Consider the following 17889-nt stretch of genomic DNA (forward strand, 5'->3'; position numbering starts at 1 on the left):
TCTGTCTCCGGTTAGATCGTGACGCCGCCGTCGATGACCATCGTCTGGCCGGTCATGAAGCTGCTCGCGGGCGAGGCGAGAAACACGACCGCGCCGGCGATCTCGTGCGGCTCGCCGATCCGGCGCAGGGGCACGCTGGTGTTCGCCGCCTCGATCCGCTGCGGGTCTTCCCACAACGCCCGCGCGAAGTCGGTCTTGATCAGCCCGGGCGCGATGCAGTTCACGCGGACCCCCGATGGTCCGAACTCGACTGCAAGGTTGCGCGCCAACTGCATATCCGCGGCCTTGCTGATGCAATAGGCGCCGATCACCGGAGAGCCGCGGAGGCCGCCGATCGACGAGATGATGACGATGCTCCCGCTTCCACGCTGGAGCATCTCGGGCGCGACCATCTGGATCAGCCAGTGGTTCGAAACGATATTGTTATCGAGGATCTTGCGGAACTGGTCGTCGGCGATCCCGGCTTGCGGCCCGTAATAGGGGTTGGACGCAGCGTTGCAGACGAGCACGTCGATCCGGCCGAACTGCGTGCGGGTCTCGTCGACGAGGTGCTGGAGACCGACCTTGTCGGAGATGTTGGCAGCGATCGCGATCGCGGTCCCCTCGCCATATTTCGCGTTTAGGTCCGCAGCGACGGTATCGCAGGCGTCCTGCTTGCGGCTGGAGATGACGACTTTCGCGCCGTGTTCGGCCAGGTCATGCGCCGAGGCCAGCCCGATCCCGCGCGAGGATCCGGTGACGATGGCGACCTTATCGGTCAGATCGAACTGCGACACATCTACTCTCCCCGCATCAATTCCGTCACCCCAGCGAAAGCTGGGGTATTCCCGTTGGCTGGCGCTGCGATCCAAACCGGGAGATCCCAGCTTTCGCTGGGATGACGGATGGGGCGGGAGCAGCCAGATCGATCGCAATCAAGCCCCGGCCTTCACCGCAAATCCCCAGGCCGCATCCGCCAGCCCGTGGATCTTCGCGACCGTCTTCTCCGCCTGCGCGCTAGACGCGGTGCCGTCGATGATGCGCTTCTTGATCCCCTGCACGATGCCGGTCAGCCGGAAGAGATTATAGGCGAAATACCAGTTGAGATCGGGCACGCCGTCGCGGCCGGTTGCCGCGCAATACCGCTCGACGACCTGCTCGATCGTCGGGATCCCCGTGTCCGGCCCGGTCATGCCGAGCACGCCGGAACGCCCCTCGGGCTCGGTCACCCAGCTCATCAGCAGATACGAGAAGTCCGCAAGCGGATCGCCGAGCGTCGATAGCTCCCAGTCGAGCACCGCGATCACCTTGGGCCCTGCCTCGTTCGACTTGGGGGCTGCAAAGATCATGTTGTCGATGCGATAGTCGCCGTGGACGATCGAGGTCCGAGTCTGCTCGGGCAGCGTCCGCGGCAGCCATTCGATGAGGCGCTCGACCGACTCCATGCGCTCGGTCTCGGCAGCGCGATATTGCTTGGTCCAGCGGCCGACCTGACGCTCGAAATAATTCCCCGGCTTGCCGTAATCGCCAAGCCCTGCCGCGGCGTAGTCCGTATTGTGGAGCGCGGCGAGCGTGTCGACCATCGCCTCGTAATGCGCGGTCCGCTCGGCGGGCGTCGCATCCGGCATCGCGCCGTCCCAGATCGTCCGCCCCTCGACCATCTCCATGACGTAGAACGCCGAACCAATCACGCCCGCGTCCTCGCATAGCCCGTAGGGCCGCGGGACGGGGAAGCCGGTCGGATGCAGGCCCGCGATCACGCGGTATTCGCGGTCGACCGCGTGCGCGGAGGGCAGGATCGGGCCGAACGGTTTGCGCCGCAGGACATAGGCGCGATTTGGCGTGTCGAGCCGATAGGTCGGGTTCGACTGCCCGCCTGCGAACTTCGCGTAAGTCAGCGGCCCCGCATAATGGGGCACGTTGGCCGACATCCAGGCGCCAAGCGCATCGAGGTCGAGCCGATCCTTGTCGCCGACCGCGATCGTGCCAACCATGCTGGTGGCTGCGTCGCTCGTCATGAGCCCATCCTCACGAGAAGGTGATCACGCTTCGGGTCGTGTCCCCGCGCCGCAGTTCGTCGAACGCGTCATTGATCCGCTCGAGCGGCATCCGGTCGGCGATGATCGTGTCGAGGTCGAGCAATCCTCGCATGTAGAAGTCGACCAGCCGCGGGATATCGACCGGAAACCGGTTCGAGCCCATGAAGCCGCCCTGCAACCGCTTCCCCGACAACAGGTCCATCGCCGACAGCCCGACCTTCTCGCCGAGCGGCATCATGCCGAGGATCGTCGCGGTGCCGCCACGCCGCAGCACCTTGACCGCGGTCGCCGCCGATTGCGCCCGCCCGACCGCCTCGATCGCGTGATGCACGCCGCCCTTGGTCAACGAGACGACCTCGTCCGCCGCGGTGTCGGACAGCGCGTCGATGCTGTGAGTCGCGCCGAGCTTCTCCGCCATCGCGCGCTTCTCCGGCACCGGGTCGAGCGCGATGATCTTGCCCGCGCCCGCGATCTTGGCCGCATTGACCGCGGCGAGGCCGATTCCGCCGCAACCGACCACGCACACCGTCTCTCCTGGCGTCACGTCCGTGGTGTTGAACACCGCCCCCGCCCCGGTGGTGATCGCGCAACCGAGCAGCGCGGCACGATCCATCGGCATGTCGCGGTCGATCGCGACGCACGCATGTTCGTGGACCAGCATCATCTCGGCATAGGCGCTGAGGTTGAGCATCTGCGCGATCGGCCGGTCGCCAAGCATCAACCGCGGCGGCGCGCCCTTGGGTCGACGCACCGAACTGTCGACGCACAAGGCCATCCGCCCGGTGACGCAGAATTCGCAATGCCCGCAGAACGCCGACAGACACGTGACGACGTGGTCGCCGACCTTGACCATGCCGACCTCGTCACCGATCGCCTCGACCACCCCGCAAGCTTCATGGCCCGGGATGGTCGGCATCGCATGCGGATAGGCGCCGTCGACGAAATGCAGGTCGGAACGGCACACGCCGACCGCCATCGTCCGGATCAGGACCTCGCGCGGGCCCGGCTTCGAGATGGTGACATCCTCGATGCTGAGCGGGGTGTTGGCTTCGAAAAGGACTGCGGCTTTCATGTCTGCCTCTCGTTAGATTCTGTCTTCTTTATCCCCGAACCCTGCCTCGAGCCCCTCGCCCAAGCCCGTCACCCCAGCGAAAGCTCAGGTATCCCTGTTGGCGGGCGCCGCGACCCGAATGGGGAGATCCCAGCTTTCGCTGGGATGACGAACAAGGGGTGGTGATCTTGAGAAGGGTTCGGGTGACGGATTGGGCAAGGCGATCGTCGCCCGACTTCGCCCCGGATGAACGACGTGCTTCTACCGGCTGACCCCGACATCCCCGCTCGATACGCCACCCTTGCGGAAGTCCCCGTATTTCCCGAACTCGTTGCGCGCGATGGAGCGGTTGTGAACCTCGTCCGGACCATCCGCGAACCGCAGCGTCCGCATCGCCGCCCAGTCGTGCGCCAGGCGGAAGTCGCCCGACACGCCGCCGCCGCCATGCGCCTGGATCGCATCATCGAGGATCCGCAGAGCCATGTTCGGTGCTGCGACCTTGATCATCGAGATCTCGAGTTGCGCAGCCTTGTTGCCCGCCTTGTCCATCATGTCCGCCGCCTTGAGGCACAGCAGGCGAGTCATCTCGATATCGATCCGCGCGGTGGCGATACGCTCTTCCCAGACCGAGAAATCGGCGATCCGCTTGCCGAATGCGACACGGGTCAGCAGCCGCTTGGCCATCGCCTCGATCGCGGTTTCGGCGACGCCGATCGTGCGCATGCAGTGATGGATGCGGCCCGGCCCGAGCCGACCCTGCGCGATCTCGAACCCTCGGCCCTCGCCCAGCAGCACGTTCTCGACCGGCACGCGGACATTCTCGAGCACCACTTCGCCATGCCCGTGCGGCGCGTGATCATAGCCATAGACCGACAACATCCGCTTGATCGTCACGCCGGGGGTATCGAGCGGCACGAGGATCTGGCTCTGCTGCTGGTGGCGCGATCCCTCGAACGACGTCTTGCCCATGACGATCGCGATCTTGCAACGCGGATCGCCGACGCCGCTCGACCACCATTTCGTTCCGTTGATGACGTAGTGATCGCCGTCGCGGACCATCGACGTCTCGATGTTGGTCGCATCCGACGACGCCACCGCGGGCTCGGTCATCAGGAACGCCGACCGGATTTCGCCACGCATCAGCGGCCCCAGATACGCTTCCTTCTGCGCGCGCGTGCCATAGCGGTGGAACACCTCCATGTTGCCGGTGTCGGGCGCGGAACAGTTGAAGCACTCGCTCGCCCAGCCGACCTTGCCCATCTCCTCGGCGCATAACGCATATTCGAGATTGGTGAGCTGCGTCCCCTCGAACGCGAACGAATCATCGACATGAGTCTGCCCGGAATGCGGCGGCATGAAGAAATTCCATAGGCCTGCGGCCTTGGCCTTTTCCTTCATCTCCTCGATCACCGGGAGCACCTTCCAGCGCTCTCCCTCATGCTCCTGCGCGTCGTAATCGGCCTGGCGCGGGCGGATATTCTGGTCGATGAAATCGCGCACCCGATCGCGGAAATACGTCTCTCGTTCGGTGAGGCTGAAATCCATGCGGGCTCTCCATTCGTCATCGCTTTGGAGGCGGGTTAAACCATACCGCGTATTCGGTAAAGCGTACGGAGAGGTCCAGAAAGCATGTTTTCAAGTCCGCCCTGAAAGCGCCTAAAAAGCACTGTATCTTCAAATCGAAGCTGTTAGGGTGTTTCGATGAAGGTTCCGGCAGAGGCCAGCGACGAGAGCGAACAGGGTACCAAGCGCTTCCGTGCGAAGCGTGATGCGATCCTCGCCGCGGCGGCAGAAGCGATCAACGAGCAGAGTGCCAAGGGCATGACGTTCGCGGACGTGGCGCGGCGCGTCGGGCTCAACACGACGAGCGTTACCTATTATTTCAAGCGCAAGGAAGACCTCGCGGCGGCGGCGTTCGAGAACACGCTCGAGTCCCTTATCGCGATGCTCGACGTCGCGATGGAAGAGGCGACGCCCGAGGCGCGCGTCCGCCGCTATCTCGCGCTCAACATGGATCGGCTGAACCGGATCCAGCGCGGCGAGGAGAAGGCGTTCGCGGTCCTGTCCGATCTGCGCGCCACCGAGGAACCGATGCGCGGCCGGCTGATGGCGGGCTGGCGCGAGGTGTTTCGCCGGACGCGGCTGCTCTGGGGACCGGCGTCGTCACGCGCGCAGACCGATCTCAACGGCGCGCGGGCGCATGTCCTGCTCGAAAACACGTTCTGGCTGCCGATCTGGCTGACCCGCTACGAGCCCGACCAATATGGCCGCGTCGAGGAGCGGCTGATGGATGTGTTCGCGCACGGCATCGCGGGCAAGGCCGCCACCTGGTCGCCGACGCTGCTCGACCTCAGCCATGACGAGGCGGAGCCGGGTCGCGAGGCGTTCCTGCTGGCCGCCACCCGGCTGATCAACGAACTCGGCTATCGCGGCGCGTCGGTGCAGAAGATCGCATCCGAGTTGAACGTGACCAAGGGCAGCTTCTACCATCACCTCGACGCCAAGGACGACCTGGTCATCGCCTGCTACCAGCGCAGCTTCGACACGATCGCCGATGCGCAGAGCCGGGGCGAGGCCGAGGGCGGGACTTATTGGCACAAGCTGTCGAGCACGGTCGCGACATTGCTCGACGTGCAGTTCGCCGAGCGCGGGCCGCTGTTGCGCACCACCGCGCTTAGTGGTTTGCCGGTCAATGTACGCAACGCGATGGTCGATCGGTCGAACGGCATCGCGCGGCGGTATGCGGGCATGATGATGGACGGGATCGGCGAGGGCTCGATCCGCGCGGTCGATGCGCTGATCGCGGCGCAGGCGTTGATGGCGCTCCAGAACGCGGCGTTCGACATGCGCAAATGGGCCTCGACGATGCCGCGCGAGCGCGCGGTGGCGATGTATGCCTCGACGCTGATGTTCGGGCTGTTCGACGATCAGGTGGCCAAGGCGTAAAGCGCGACCGACCCGGATCGGCGCACGTTCGCAGCCGGATCGGATTGGTTACCTCGCGTTAACGGCTTGCCGCCGATCCCGGCGCTCCACGGAGGGCGCCATGCATAGTATCACGACCGATCTCGACACGGGCATCATCGAGGTCGAGGCATCGGGCTTCTGGACGATCCCGCATGTCGAGGATTTCCTGCGCGACCTGGACCGCGAGGCGCGCCGCGTGTTGGCCACCGGCAAGCGCCACCTGCTGCTGTGCAACTTCTCGAAGTCCGCGATCCAGCCGCAGGAGGTGATTGCGATGCTGCAACGCGTCGCGATGTCGATGCCGCTGAAATCGCGCAAGGTGGCGCTGTACACCGAAGGCAAGCTCGCACGCCTGCAGGTCAAGCGGATCGCCTCGGTCCGCGACGACATGGCGGTATTCGACGACCGCGCGACCGCGCTCGCGTGGATACTGGACGGGCCAGCCGGCGCGCCGCACTGACACAAAGCGCCACGTCTCGCAGCGCCCCCCCTCCTCTCCCGTCATTCTGACGAACGTCAGGACCCAGGATTACAGGGGACGGCGTTCATAACTCTGGGTCCTGACTTTCGTCAGGATGACGAAGGAGCGTGCGCGCTTACCCGACCGCATCCTCCGCCCGCTTGAGGAGAACCCCGGCGCGCCAGTAGTGGAACAGCGCCCAGGGCGTCATCAGCGCGATGATCACCAGCGCATAACGCAGCGAATCCTCACCAAACCCAGGCTTCAGCAGGTCACTGAGCCAGCCCACCATCGTCGGCCCCAGCCCCAGCCCAATCAGGTTGATGACGAGCAACGTGATCGCCGCCCACATCGCGCGAATCTGCAACGGCGCCAGATGCTGAATCAGCGCAAAGCTCGGCCCGAGGTAGGAATTCGCAAAGATCAGCGACACGAAGTAGCTACCGATCGCGATCGCCGGCGCATCGATCAGGTAGAATGCGAGCGCGAACGGCAGCGATAGCCCCTTCATGGCCAGCACCACCCACGCCTGGACATGCAGCCCGTGGCGCTTGGCGAGCATGTCCGCGATCTTGCCGCCGGCAAGCGCCGATACCGCGCCGAACAACGCGCCCGGCAACGCGATATAGCGCGAGATATCGAGCATCGACACGCCCAGCGACCGCTGCATGTAGCTCGGCCCCCAGCCCGTCAGCGCATAGCCGATCATCGACGTAAGCGTCACGCCGACCACCAGATGCCGCGCCGGTGCGCTCGCCCACATCGATGCAAAGCCCTGGCCGATGCTCGGCATCGGCGTCGCCTCTGCTGCGCGGGCGGCGTCGGACAGCCCGCGGCGCGGCTCGACCATGAACAGCCGGACGAGGATGGCGAGCGCGATCCCCGGCAGCCCGACGGTCATCATCGCGATCCGCCAACCATAGGAATGCGCGACGACGCCGCCGATCAGCGTCCCGAAGCCCGCCCCAAGCACGACGCCGAGCGAATAGACCGCCATCGCGCTCGCACGCTTTTCGGGCGGATAGAGATCGGCGATAATCGAATGGCTGGGCGGGCTCGATCCCGCCTCGCCGATGCCGACGCCGATCCGGAAGAGCATCAGCTGCGTGAAGTTCTGCGCGAGCCCGCACAATGCGGTCATCGCGCTCCAGATCGTCAGGCTGGCCGCGATGATGTTGCGCCGATTCGTCCGGTCCGCGAGCCGCGCGACCGGGATGCCGAGCGTCGCGTAGAAGATCGCGAACACCAACCCCGACAGCAATCCGAGTTGCGTGTCGGTCAGCACCAGGTCCGCTTTGATCCGCTCGAGCAGGATCGCGAGGATCTGGCGGTCCATATAGCTGAAGAAATAGGTGAAGGTGAGCAACGCGAGCGTCAAACCCCGTCGCTTCATCGCCAATGTGTCGGCGATCTCGGGATGGGACTGATACGCTGTGGCCACCGGCAATACCTCGAAATCGAAACAGGCCTTACGCTAGGACAGGCAGGACGTACCAGACAAGCGAAAGCTACAGCGATTACAGACCATGAAGCACCACGATGGCCGCGGCGAAGCACGGTTTGGTAAATTTAACGGTATGACCGGGTAACGTGAGAAGGACGGCGGAAGATGCGTCCTCGTTCGGGTCGCTCTTCCGCCTTATCCCCTCTCCAACGTCGTAGCCGGGTACCTGTCCGCATTCTTCAAGTCAACGGACCGTCCGGGCAATCTGAATACCGGGTATGCGGGCTCCCTCGCATAGATTCGCGACGTTGCAAAGCGTCTTTTACGTGCAATGCCGACTGACCCTGAAAACGTCCGCCCGACCGTTGCCTGGCGTTGGCGGGGCCCTCCCCACCGGCACCACGATGGCCGACGGTCGAGCCGACCTGTTCAGACCGGAACTCAACTACGCGCCCGCGCTCGACCGCGCAGAGGCCCGCGAATGCCACGCGCGCAAATGCGTCAGCGCCTCGGGCATCGGCACACCCACGAAGGTCGAAAAGTCGATCGTCGTCAGCAGGACAATGTCGGCAATCGTGTAGCGTTCGCCGTCGAGCCAGTCCCGGCCGTCGAGCGCGGAATCGAACTCCGCCATCGCTGCCAGCACGCGCGGCCGCTGGCTCTCGCCGAATTCGGTATATTGTGGCTTCACGATCCGCGCGGTCCAGGGATGTGTATGCTGCCAGACCATCGACAACGGGGTCATCAAGCGTAATTCGGTTCGCCGGGTCCACATGTCGATCTCGGCGATGTTGTGCGCGCCGTGCCCGAACATCGGTGGATCAGGGTGCAGCACCTCGAAATAGCGGCAGATCGCGACGCTTTCGGTCAGCACGCGGCCGTCGTCGAACGCGAGCGCGGGCGTCTGCCCGAGCGCGTTGACCGATAGGAACGCGTCAGACTTGTGCTCGGCCTTGGGAATCGAGATCTGTACCATTGGCACACGGATGTGCTTTTCGGCGAGGAAGATGCGGACGCGGCGCGGGTTGGGCGCGGGCATCGCGCTATCGTAGAACAGCATGGGCGTCTCCTCGATATCGTTTTTCGAATATACCGTATGGCATTGCCTGCGACGTTCGCCTAGCGATGCAGCGATGACGACCGCCGCAGACATGCTCGCCACGGGCTTCGCCACGCTGCCCGATTTGATCCGCACCCACGCGCTCGAACGCGGCGATCGTATCGCGGTAGCCGATACCAAGGGCAGTATGGACTATCGAACGCTCGACTCGACGATGGACCGCGTCGTGGCGGCGCTGCAACGCGATGGAGTGGAGCCGGGCGCGGCCGTGGCGATCGTCGCCGCGCCGACGACCGACTACGCCTCGGCATTCCTTGGTACGGTACGCGCTGGCTGCGTCGCGACGCCGATCGCGCCGTCCGCCACGCCGGCGGCAATCGCCGCGATGATCGCCGATAGTGGCGCGCCGTTGGTGTTCCTGGATGTCGAGAATGCACGGGCATTGGAAGGTCAAACTTTTGCAGCCCGCTCCATCTTGTTCTCCCGCGAAGGCGACAGCCCAGACTGGACTCCCGCCTTCGCGGGAGAACAATCTTTTGATTCATGGCTTGCTCCCGATGGAGCCGAGCCCACCCCAGTTACCATCGCGCCCCAAGATCCGTTCAACATCATCTACTCGTCGGGCACCACCGGCACCCCCAAGGGTATCGTCCAAAGCCACGCGATGCGCTGGGCGCATATCGCGCGCAATACCGCCGCGGGGTTCGATACCGCCGTCACGATGATCGCCACGCCGCTCTATTCGAACACCACGTTGGTCAGCTTCCTGCCGACTCTGGGCTGGGGCGGCACCGTCGTCCTGATGGGGAAATTCGACGCGCGCGCGTATCTCGAACTCGCGCAGCGCTACCGCGCGACGCACACGATGCTGGTGCCGGTGCAGTATCAGCGGATCATGGCGCTGCCCGATTTCGACAGCTTCGACCTGTCGGCGTTCCGCTTCAAGACCAGCACCAGCGCGCCCTTCTCCGCTGCGCTCAAGGCCGACGTGGTCGCGCGCTGGCCGGGCGTGCTCGTCGAGTTCTACGGGATGACGGAGGGCGGCGCGAGTTGCGCGCTGAACGCCACCGCCAATCCGACCAAGCTGCACACCGTCGGCCAACCGATGCCCGGCCACGAGATCCGCCTGATCGACGACGACGGTTTCGAGGTGGCGCCAGGCGAGATGGGCGAAGTCGTCGGTCGCAGCCCAGCGATGATGAACGGCTATCATGGCCGCGCGCAGGCGACGCGCGAGGCCGAATGGCACGACGCGGACGGCAACCGCTACATCCGCCACGGCGATGTCGGCCGGTTCGACGCGGACGGGTTTCTGACGCTGATGGATCGCAAGAAGGACCTGATCATCTCGGGCGGTTTCAACGTCTATCCGTCGGATCTCGAGGCGGTGCTCGCGCAGCACCCGGCGGTAGCGGATTGCGCGGTGATCGGGGTGCCGTCCGAGGCGTGGGGCGAAACACCGGTCGGCTTGTACGTGCCGCGGGCGGGTGCGACCGACGACGCGGCGACGATCCTGGCCTGGGCGAACGCGCAACTGGGCAAGACTCAGCGCTTGTCCGCGCTCCATGTCGCCGAGGAACTGCCGCGCAGCGCGATCGGCAAGGTCCTCAAACGCGAACTGCGCGACACCCTCGCGTCTACACCTCCGTCGTTTTGACGAAAGTCAGGATTAAGAGCCACGAATGCTCCGCCGCCTGGCTCTGGATCCTGGGTCGAGCCCATGATGACGAAGGATGAAAGGATCATATTGACCAGTCTCAAACAGGCAATCGACGCCTTGGAGCCGATCGAGGGCGGCTGGCGCGGGACGGTGCCAGAAAACTGGAAGCAGGGCCGCACCGCCTATGGCGGTTTCTCCGCCGCGCTCGCGCTCCATGCCGCGCAGGCCTCTGATACCGACCTGCCGCCGCTGCGATCCGCGCAAGTGTCGTTCATCGGGCCGCTGTCGGGTGAGATCACGGTTCGCGCGCAGCGGCTGCGGCGCGGGCGCAACGCCGCGTTCGTCCAGGTCGACGTCGAGAGCGCGGCCGGGCTTGGGCTGCGCGCGACGTTCGTTTTCATGGGCCCGGTCGCCTCGCGCGTCGATCACCAGACTGGCGCCGCGCCGGAGTTTCCGGTGCCGGGGCCGGACACGCAGACGTTTCGCGGTCACAGCGCGGTCGCGTTCTCGCGCAACTTCGACCTGCTCGATCGCCGAGACGACGGCGTCGGGCCGTCCGAATGGCTGCGCTGGGCGCGACTGGCGGAGCGCGACGGGCTCGATCCGATGGTCGAGCTGATCGCGATCGCCGACTGCCTGCCGCCCGCCGCGCTGAAGCTGCTCGGCGGCCCTGCCCCGCTGAGTTCGATGACGTGGCTGTTCAACGTCCTCGGGCCCCGGCCGGTGACGCGCGACGGCTGGTGGCTGCTCCGCGCGACCACCGATTACACGCGCGAGGGCAGTTCGAGCCAGCAGATGGCGATTTGGAACGCCGACGGCACGCCCGTCGCCGAACAGATGCAGAGCGTCGCGATCTTCGCCTGAACCCGACATATCTTGCGACATATTGACTACTTGGCGGCAAAACCCTGCGACAAGCGCGGCGTAGACCAGCGGCATTCGATGGGAATTCTTACCCCTCCGCCGGAGACCGACATGCGCAAGATCATCCTACCCCTCCTGTTCGCGGCCAGCGCGATCGCCTCTGCGGCGGGTGCCGCCCAGATCAATCCCGCCCCAGCGACCCCGCGCCCGCCGATCCGTCAGGACGCGAACCGCGACGGTGTCGGGACGCGCGCCGAAGCGATCGCGCAGGCCGACGCCCGCTTCGCACAGATGGATACCGACCGTGACGGCCGGGTCACCGCCGGCGAGATGCGCGCCTATCGTGCCGCGCGGCACGATAGGATGGTGGCGAGCGGCCGCGATGTTCCCATCCCGCCGCCGGGCGGCAGCAAGCATGATGGGATGGGCCGGCGGATGGATCCGAACGGCGACGGCAGCGTGACGCGCGAGGAGTTCGAAGCCCGCGCGCTGAAGCGGTTCGACCGGATCGACGCCAATCACGACGGCGTGATCGATGCGACCGAGCGCGCGAATGCCGCGGAGATGCGCCATGACGACCGGCGCGAACGCCACCAGAGCGTCACGCCGCCTGTGCAGGCGACCGTGCCGGCGCCTGCTCGATAACGCGAAGACGGGAAGCATCGGACGAACCCCGATGCTTCCCCTGGACAGCCGCCATGCTAGACACTGCCCCGATGGGAGACATGCCGCATCTGCTGCTCGTCGATGACGAGCGCTCGATCCGCGAGCCGTTGGCCGCGTACCTCACCAAACAGGGGTTTCGCGTCACGCAGGCCGGCGATGCGGAAAGCGCGCGAACCCGGCTGACCGCCTATGCGATCGATCTGGTCATCCTCGACATCATGATGCCGGGCGAGGACGGCTTGTCGCTGTGCCGGCATATCGCCGCGACCAGCGAGGTGCCGGTGATCCTGCTGACTGCGCGCACCGAGGAGACCGACCGGATCATCGGGCTCGAAATGGGCGCGGACGATTATGTCGTGAAGCCGTTCTCGCCGCGGGAATTGGCAACGCGCGTCAAGGTGATCCTGCGCCGCGCGACCGCGGGCGGTGCACGCCAGCATGCCCCCGAGGCGAACGCCTATGCCTTTGCCGGCTGGGTGCTGAAATCGGGCGAACGCGCGCTGGTCGACCGCGAAGGCGTCTCGGTGCCGCTCTCGACCGGCGAATATAACCTGCTGCTCGCGCTCGTCACGCGCCCCCGTCAGGTGCTGACGCGCGACCAGTTGCTCGACCTGACGCAGGGCCGTGAGGCGGCCGCGTTCGATCGCGCGATTGACAATCAGGTCAGCCGGTTGCGCCGCAAGATCGAGGCGGATGCAAAATCGCCCGAATTGATCAAGACGGTGTGGGGTGGCGGCTACACGCTGGCTGCCGAAGTCACGCGGTTGTGACACGCCCCCTGTGATCGACAGACCATGACCCAATTTCGGCCTTGGCCGCGCAGTCTCGCGGGGCAGATGGCGCTGCTCATCGCGCTTGCGCTGTTCGTGGCGCAGGTGATCAACTTCGGTCTCGTCCTGCGCGATCGGGTCGAGTTCCGCCTGACGCAAGCAACGCGACCAGTCGCGTCCCGGATCGCCGATGCGCTCGACCGCGAGGCGCATGGCGGTCGCCCCCTTACCGCGGATCGCGGCCGCGTTCGCCGCCTGACTGCCGATCCGATTCCCCGGATCGGCTATGAGCGTCATCCCGAGGTCGCCGCCGAACTGCGACGCCAGCTCGCCGATCAGGGTGTCACGGTCGGACGGATCGACACCGGCCTTCGCCCGTCGTCCGACGAGGACGACACCCAGACCAGTGATGACCGGCGCCGTGCGGCCAATCGGCGCATCGATCGCGATGGCACCGCGCTCTTGATCGCGGTCGAACAGCCCGGTCGCGGCTGGCTGACGATCACCGCGCCCTGGCCGCAGCCCGGCCCGCGCCTGCTGATCGCGTTGCTCAGCCAGACCGCGATCCTCTACATCATCGTGCTGCTGCCCGTCCTGTGGATCGTCCGTCGGCTGTCGCGTCCGCTCCGCGACCTGCGCGCTGCGGCGGAACGGTTTCGGCCCGGCGAGCCTGGCACGCCGATGCCGATCGAAGGGCCCGACGACGTGGCCGCGCTGATCACCGCGTTCAACGCGCTGCGACTGCGCGTGACGGCGATGCTGGACGAAAAGGACCGGATGCTCGGCGCGATCGGCCATGACCTGCGCACGCCGCTCGCCGCGCTGCGGGTGCGAATCGAGTCGGTCGATGACGATATCGATCGCGCGAAGATGATCGACACCGTCGCCGAGATGAACCGCACGCTCGACGACATCCTGTCGCTGGCGCGGTTGGGGCGGCCGAGCGAGCTGCCGACCGATGTGGACCTCGCGGCACTGGTCGATGCCGTCGTCGAGGACTTTCGCGACATCGGCAGCGATGTGAGCTTCGTCGAAGCGGATCGCCTGCGGATGCGGTTGCGCCCATCGCTGATGCGTCGCGCGGTGCGCAACCTCATCGAGAATGCGGTGAAATACGGCGTGTCTGCGGAAGTACGGGTCGAGGCGGGCGCCAAGACGGTCGCGATCGTCGTGGCGGATCATGGCCCCGGCATCCCCGAGGACCGGATGGGCGACGTGTTTGACGCGTTCACGCGACTGGAGAGTTCGCGCAACCGCGAGACCGGCGGGATCGGGCTGGGCCTGGCCTTGGCGCAGGCGATCGTGCGCGAGGCCGGCGGCGAGATCCGGCTGGTCAACCGCACGCCGTCCGATCAGACTGGCGGCGGGCTCGACGCGATCATCGAACTGCCGCGCTAAGCCCGTCATCCTGGGTCGAGCCCAGGATGACGGCGATAGCCCCGACCTTAGTCCTCGACGATCCGGCTATGCGTCCGCGTATCCTTCATCCGCAGATACACGATCAGCGACACCCCGATCATCGCGGTGACGTACCAGTAAAATCCGCGCTCCATGCCCTCGTTCTTGAGCCATAGCGCGACATATTCCGCGGTCCCGCCGAACATCGTGTTGGCCAAGGCATAGGGCAACGCCACGCCCAGCGCGCGGACGTGCGCGGGGAACAGCTCCGCCTTCACGACCGCGTTGATCGCGGTGTAGCCGGTGACGATGAACAGCGATCCGACCACGAGGCCGAACGCCAGATAAGGGTCGGTCGCGGTCTCCAGTACGGTGAAGATCGGCACGGTGAACAGCACACCGGCGATCCCGAACCCGACCATCAGCGGCTTGCGCCCGATCCGGTCGGACAGCGCACCCGCGGCCGGCTGGAATGCCGCGTACAGCGCCAGCGCCGCAGTCATGATCAGCGTGGCGGATTCGCGGCTGAACCCGCTCGTGTTGACCAGGAACTTCTGCATGTACGTGGTGTACGCATAGAAGGCGAGCGTACCGCCCGCGGTGAGCAACAGCACGGTGAACGCCTCGCGCGGGTATTTGCTGAACAGCAGCCACCCGCTCGATTTTGGCGTGCCGTCAGCCTTGGCGTTCTGATAGCTCTCGGTCTCGAGCAGCCCGCGACGGATGCGGAACACGACCAGCGCGAGCACGCCGCCGATCGCGAACGGAATGCGCCAGCCCCACGCGTCGAGCTGATCGACGCTGAGCGTCGATTGCAGCAGCAACAGCACGCCGAGCGCGAGCAACTGTCCCGCGATCAGCGTCACATACTGGAAGCTGGAGAAGAAGCCGCGCCGCGACTTGCCCGCCATCTCGGACAGATACACCGCGCTCGCGCCATATTCGCCGCCGACGCTGAGGCCCTGCATCAGCCGCGCCAGGATCAGCAACGCGGGCGCAACCCAGCCGATCGTCGCAAAGCCCGGCGTGATCGCGATCAGGAACGAGCCCGCGCACATCAGCGTCACCGACAGCGTCAGGCCCGATTTGCGCCCGTGGCGGTCGGCATAGATGCCCATCACCCACGCACCGATCGGCCGCATCAGGAAGCCGACCGCGAACACCGCCGCGACGCTCATCAACTGGGCGGTCGAGTTACCCTTGGGGAAGAACACGGGCGCGAAATACAGCCCGAACGCAGAGTAGACGTACCAATCGAACCATTCGACCAGGTTGCCCGCCGACCCGCCCAGGATCGATTTCAGGCGATGGTTCTTTTCGGGCTCCAGTGTCGTGCCGGTCATCATTTGCCCCCCTGCGTCGCGAAGCCGCGCTTCTTCAGCAGCGCGTTCACGTCGGGATCGCGCCCGCGAAACGCGCGATACGCCTCGGCGCGATCGGTCTCGTTACCCGTCGACAGCAGGATCCTCGCAAAACGATCCGCGGTCGCCTTGTCCCACGGGCTGCCCGCCTCCTCGAACGCCGCGAAGGTGTCGGCGTCCATCGTCTCGGACCAGAGGTAGCTGTAATAGCCCGCCGAATAGCTGTCCGACGAAAATAGATGCTGGAACTGCGGTACGCGGTGACGCATCACCAGCTGCTTCGGCATGCCGATCTCCGCGAGCGTCGCGGCCTCGAACTTGTCCGGATCTATGACGCCGTCTGGGACGGTATGGATCTTCATGTCGACGATCGCCGACGACAGATATTCCGCAGTCGCAAACCCCTGGTTGAAGGTGCGCGACTTCTCGATCTTGTCGAGCAGGTCCTGCGGCATTGCCGCCTTGGTCTGGTAATGCCGCGCATATTTGTCGAGCACGTCGCGGGTCAGCAGCCAATGCTCGTTCACTTGGCTCGGATATTCTACGAAATCGCGCGGCGTGCCGGCGAGCCCAGGATATTCGACATTCTGCAGCATCGCGTGGATCGCGTGGCCGAATTCGTGGAACAGCGTCTGCGCATCATCGAGGCTGATCAGGATCGGCTCGCCCGGCGCGCCCTTGGCGAAGTTGTTGTTATTCGACGACAGCACGAGCTGCGCCGGGGCGAGGCCGCGCTGGCCGCGATAGGTGTTCGCCCACGCGCCCGACCGCTTGCCGGTCCGCGCGAAATCATCGCGGTAGAACAGCCCGACGTCTTTGCCGGCCTTGTCGGTGACGCTCCACACGCGCATGTTCGGCTCGAACACGGGAACGGTCCCGGTGATCTCCTTGAAATTCAGCCCGTACAGCCGGTTGGCGGCGTAGAGCGCCCCCTGGATGATGCTGCCGAGCTCGAAATACGGCTTCAGTTGCGCCTGATCGAGATCGTACCGGCTTTTACGTACCTTCTCCTGGTAGAAGCGGTAATCCCACGGCTCGATCGTCAGCGAGGTGCCGGCGACCTTCTGCATGTCGGCAACTTCCTCGGCGACACGGCCCTTGGCGGCGGGCCAGACGCGCATCATCAGGTCCATCGCCGCGGCGGGCGTCTTGGCCATCGTGTCCTGCATCCGCCAGTCGGCATGCGTCTTGAACCCGAGCAGGTGCGCGCGGTCGGCACGCAGCTTGACGATCTGTGCGATCGTCGCGTTCGTGTCGTTGGCATCGCCGTTGTCGCCGCGGTTGACGAACGCGCGCCATACCTTCTCACGCAGCGCACGGTCGGTCGCATAGGTCAGCACCGGATCGACCGCCGAGCGCGTGTTGACGATCGCGTAGCCCGGCAGCTTCCGCTCGGCAGCGGCGGCCTTGGCGACCGCCTTCACGCTGTCGGGAAGCCCGGCGAGCTGTGCCTCATCGGTGACCGAGATCGCCTTGCTCTCGTCTGCGAGCAGCTTCTCGCCAAAGGTCGAGAATGCGGTCGCAAGCTGCTGGTTATACTGCGACAGCTGCGCCTTTTGCGCATCGTTCAGCTTGGCGCCCTGGCGGACGCTGCTGTCGTAAATCCGTGTGATCAGCCGGACCTGCTTCGCGGTCAGCCCACTCGAATTGCGCGTGTCGTAGATCGCCTGGATGCGCGCGAACAGCGGCTTGTCGAAGGTGATCGCGTCCGACGCGGCAGAGAATTTGGGCGACCATTCGCGGTCGAGCTTCTGATAGGCGGGCGTGTTCATGTTGCCGGTCATCACGCCGAACAGCGTCATCACCCGACCATAGCGCTTGCCCGCCAGCTGCATCGGCACAATCGTGTTGGCGAAGGTCGGCTTGGCGGGATTGTCGGCGATCTTGCGGTAGTCCGCGGCGCGTTCGGCGAGCGTCGTCTCGAACGCCTGGGGGAACACATCGGGGCGAACCTTGTCCCAGGGGGGCACCCCGCCCATCGGGCCGGTCCAATCGGCGAGCAAGGGATTGGCGGCGGGGGTAGTGGCCGGCGCGGTCTGCGCGACGACGGAGGTAGACGCCATCAGCGCGACGGCGCTCGCGGCGAGGTATAGAAACTGCACATGGATCTCCCGGTCAATGTACCGGGTAGCATAGTGATAAAGTCACACAGAGGAAGGCGTGCACCGTG

Annotated in this window: 15 protein-coding genes; 7 read left to right on the top strand and 8 right to left on the bottom strand. The window is 65.5% G+C overall.

The features are described from left to right. Positions 1 to 11 precede the first annotated feature (11 nt). The 4 genes from ASF00_RS11185 to ASF00_RS11200 form a co-directional block, all read right to left on the bottom strand. A complete protein-coding gene (locus ASF00_RS11185) occupies positions 12 to 776 on the bottom strand; it encodes an SDR family oxidoreductase (RefSeq protein ID WP_055878528.1) in 765 nt (254 codons plus the stop codon). 138 nt (positions 777 to 914) lie between these two features. Beyond that, positions 915 to 1997, bottom strand: coding sequence for a phosphotransferase family protein (locus tag ASF00_RS11190; protein WP_055878531.1), 1083 nt, complete (start codon positions 1995 to 1997; stop codon positions 915 to 917). Between the two features lie 10 nt (positions 1998 to 2007). After that, positions 2008 to 3090, bottom strand: a complete 1083-nt coding sequence (locus ASF00_RS11195) for a Zn-dependent alcohol dehydrogenase (RefSeq protein ID WP_055878534.1) — start codon at positions 3088 to 3090, stop codon at positions 2008 to 2010. A gap of 240 nt (positions 3091 to 3330) precedes the next feature. Further along, positions 3331 to 4614: an acyl-CoA dehydrogenase family protein gene (locus ASF00_RS11200; protein WP_055878537.1), complete on the bottom strand. Its 1284-nt coding sequence runs from the start codon at positions 4612 to 4614 to the stop codon at positions 3331 to 3333. 156 nt (positions 4615 to 4770) lie between these two features. Here ASF00_RS11200 and ASF00_RS11205 point away from each other — a divergent pair, with 156 nt between their 5' ends. Together ASF00_RS11205 and ASF00_RS11210 are read left to right on the top strand one after the other, a co-directional pair. Then, positions 4771 to 6015: a TetR/AcrR family transcriptional regulator gene (locus ASF00_RS11205; protein WP_055878539.1), complete on the top strand. Its 1245-nt coding sequence runs from the start codon at positions 4771 to 4773 to the stop codon at positions 6013 to 6015. 100 nt (positions 6016 to 6115) lie between these two features. Then, entirely contained in the window at positions 6116 to 6496 is a 381-nt protein-coding gene (locus ASF00_RS11210; protein ID WP_055878542.1) for a hypothetical protein, read from the top strand. A 136-nt stretch (positions 6497 to 6632) separates the two neighbouring features. Here ASF00_RS11210 and ASF00_RS11215 read toward each other — a convergent pair whose 3' ends face one another. Together ASF00_RS11215 and ASF00_RS11220 are read right to left on the bottom strand one after the other, a co-directional pair. After that, on the bottom strand, positions 6633 to 7937 hold the full coding sequence (locus ASF00_RS11215; protein WP_235525753.1) for a spinster family MFS transporter: 1305 nt from the start codon (positions 7935 to 7937) through the stop codon (positions 6633 to 6635). Positions 7938 to 8385: 448 nt separating this feature from the next. Next, positions 8386 to 9000 (bottom strand): glutathione S-transferase family protein, encoded by a 615-nt coding sequence (locus tag ASF00_RS11220; protein ID WP_055878910.1) that lies wholly within the window; start codon positions 8998 to 9000, stop codon positions 8386 to 8388. Between the two features lie 73 nt (positions 9001 to 9073). Here ASF00_RS11220 and ASF00_RS11225 point away from each other — a divergent pair, with 73 nt between their 5' ends. The 5 genes from ASF00_RS11225 (at position 9074) to ASF00_RS11245 (ending at position 14358) form a co-directional block, all read left to right on the top strand. Next, entirely contained in the window at positions 9074 to 10657 is a 1584-nt protein-coding gene (locus ASF00_RS11225; RefSeq protein ID WP_055878548.1) for a class I adenylate-forming enzyme family protein, read from the top strand. A gap of 90 nt (positions 10658 to 10747) precedes the next feature. Continuing rightward, a complete protein-coding gene (locus ASF00_RS11230) occupies positions 10748 to 11524 on the top strand; it encodes a thioesterase family protein (RefSeq protein WP_055878914.1) in 777 nt (258 codons plus the stop codon). Between the two features lie 111 nt (positions 11525 to 11635). Further along, a complete protein-coding gene (locus tag ASF00_RS11235) occupies positions 11636 to 12169 on the top strand; it encodes an EF-hand domain-containing protein (RefSeq protein ID WP_055878550.1) in 534 nt (177 codons plus the stop codon). Positions 12170 to 12240: 71 nt separating this feature from the next. Further along, on the top strand, positions 12241 to 12960 hold the full coding sequence (locus ASF00_RS11240; protein WP_055878553.1) for a response regulator: 720 nt from the start codon (positions 12241 to 12243) through the stop codon (positions 12958 to 12960). Between the two features lie 24 nt (positions 12961 to 12984). Then, the gene (locus ASF00_RS11245; RefSeq protein ID WP_055878556.1) at positions 12985 to 14358 is read left to right on the top strand and encodes a sensor histidine kinase; all 1374 of its coding nucleotides are present in this window, start codon (positions 12985 to 12987) and stop codon (positions 14356 to 14358) included. 47 nt (positions 14359 to 14405) lie between these two features. On the opposite strand, the gene ASF00_RS11250 is transcribed toward ASF00_RS11245, so the two are convergent. Both ASF00_RS11250 and ASF00_RS11255 read right to left on the bottom strand, forming a co-directional pair. Continuing rightward, positions 14406 to 15701 carry an MFS transporter gene (locus ASF00_RS11250; RefSeq protein WP_156348304.1) on the bottom strand — a complete coding sequence of 432 codons (1296 nt, stop codon included), beginning with the start codon at positions 15699 to 15701 and terminating at the stop codon, positions 14406 to 14408. Then, on the bottom strand, positions 15701 to 17821 hold the full coding sequence (locus ASF00_RS11255) for a M3 family metallopeptidase (protein ID WP_055878563.1): 2121 nt from the start codon (positions 17819 to 17821) through the stop codon (positions 15701 to 15703). Before ASF00_RS11255 ends, ASF00_RS11250 begins: the two co-directional genes overlap by 1 nt. Positions 17822 to 17889 lie beyond the last annotated feature (68 nt).

This window comes from Sphingomonas sp. Leaf34, from assembly GCF_001421805.1.
Classification (GTDB): Bacteria; Pseudomonadota; Alphaproteobacteria; order Sphingomonadales; family Sphingomonadaceae; genus Sphingomonas.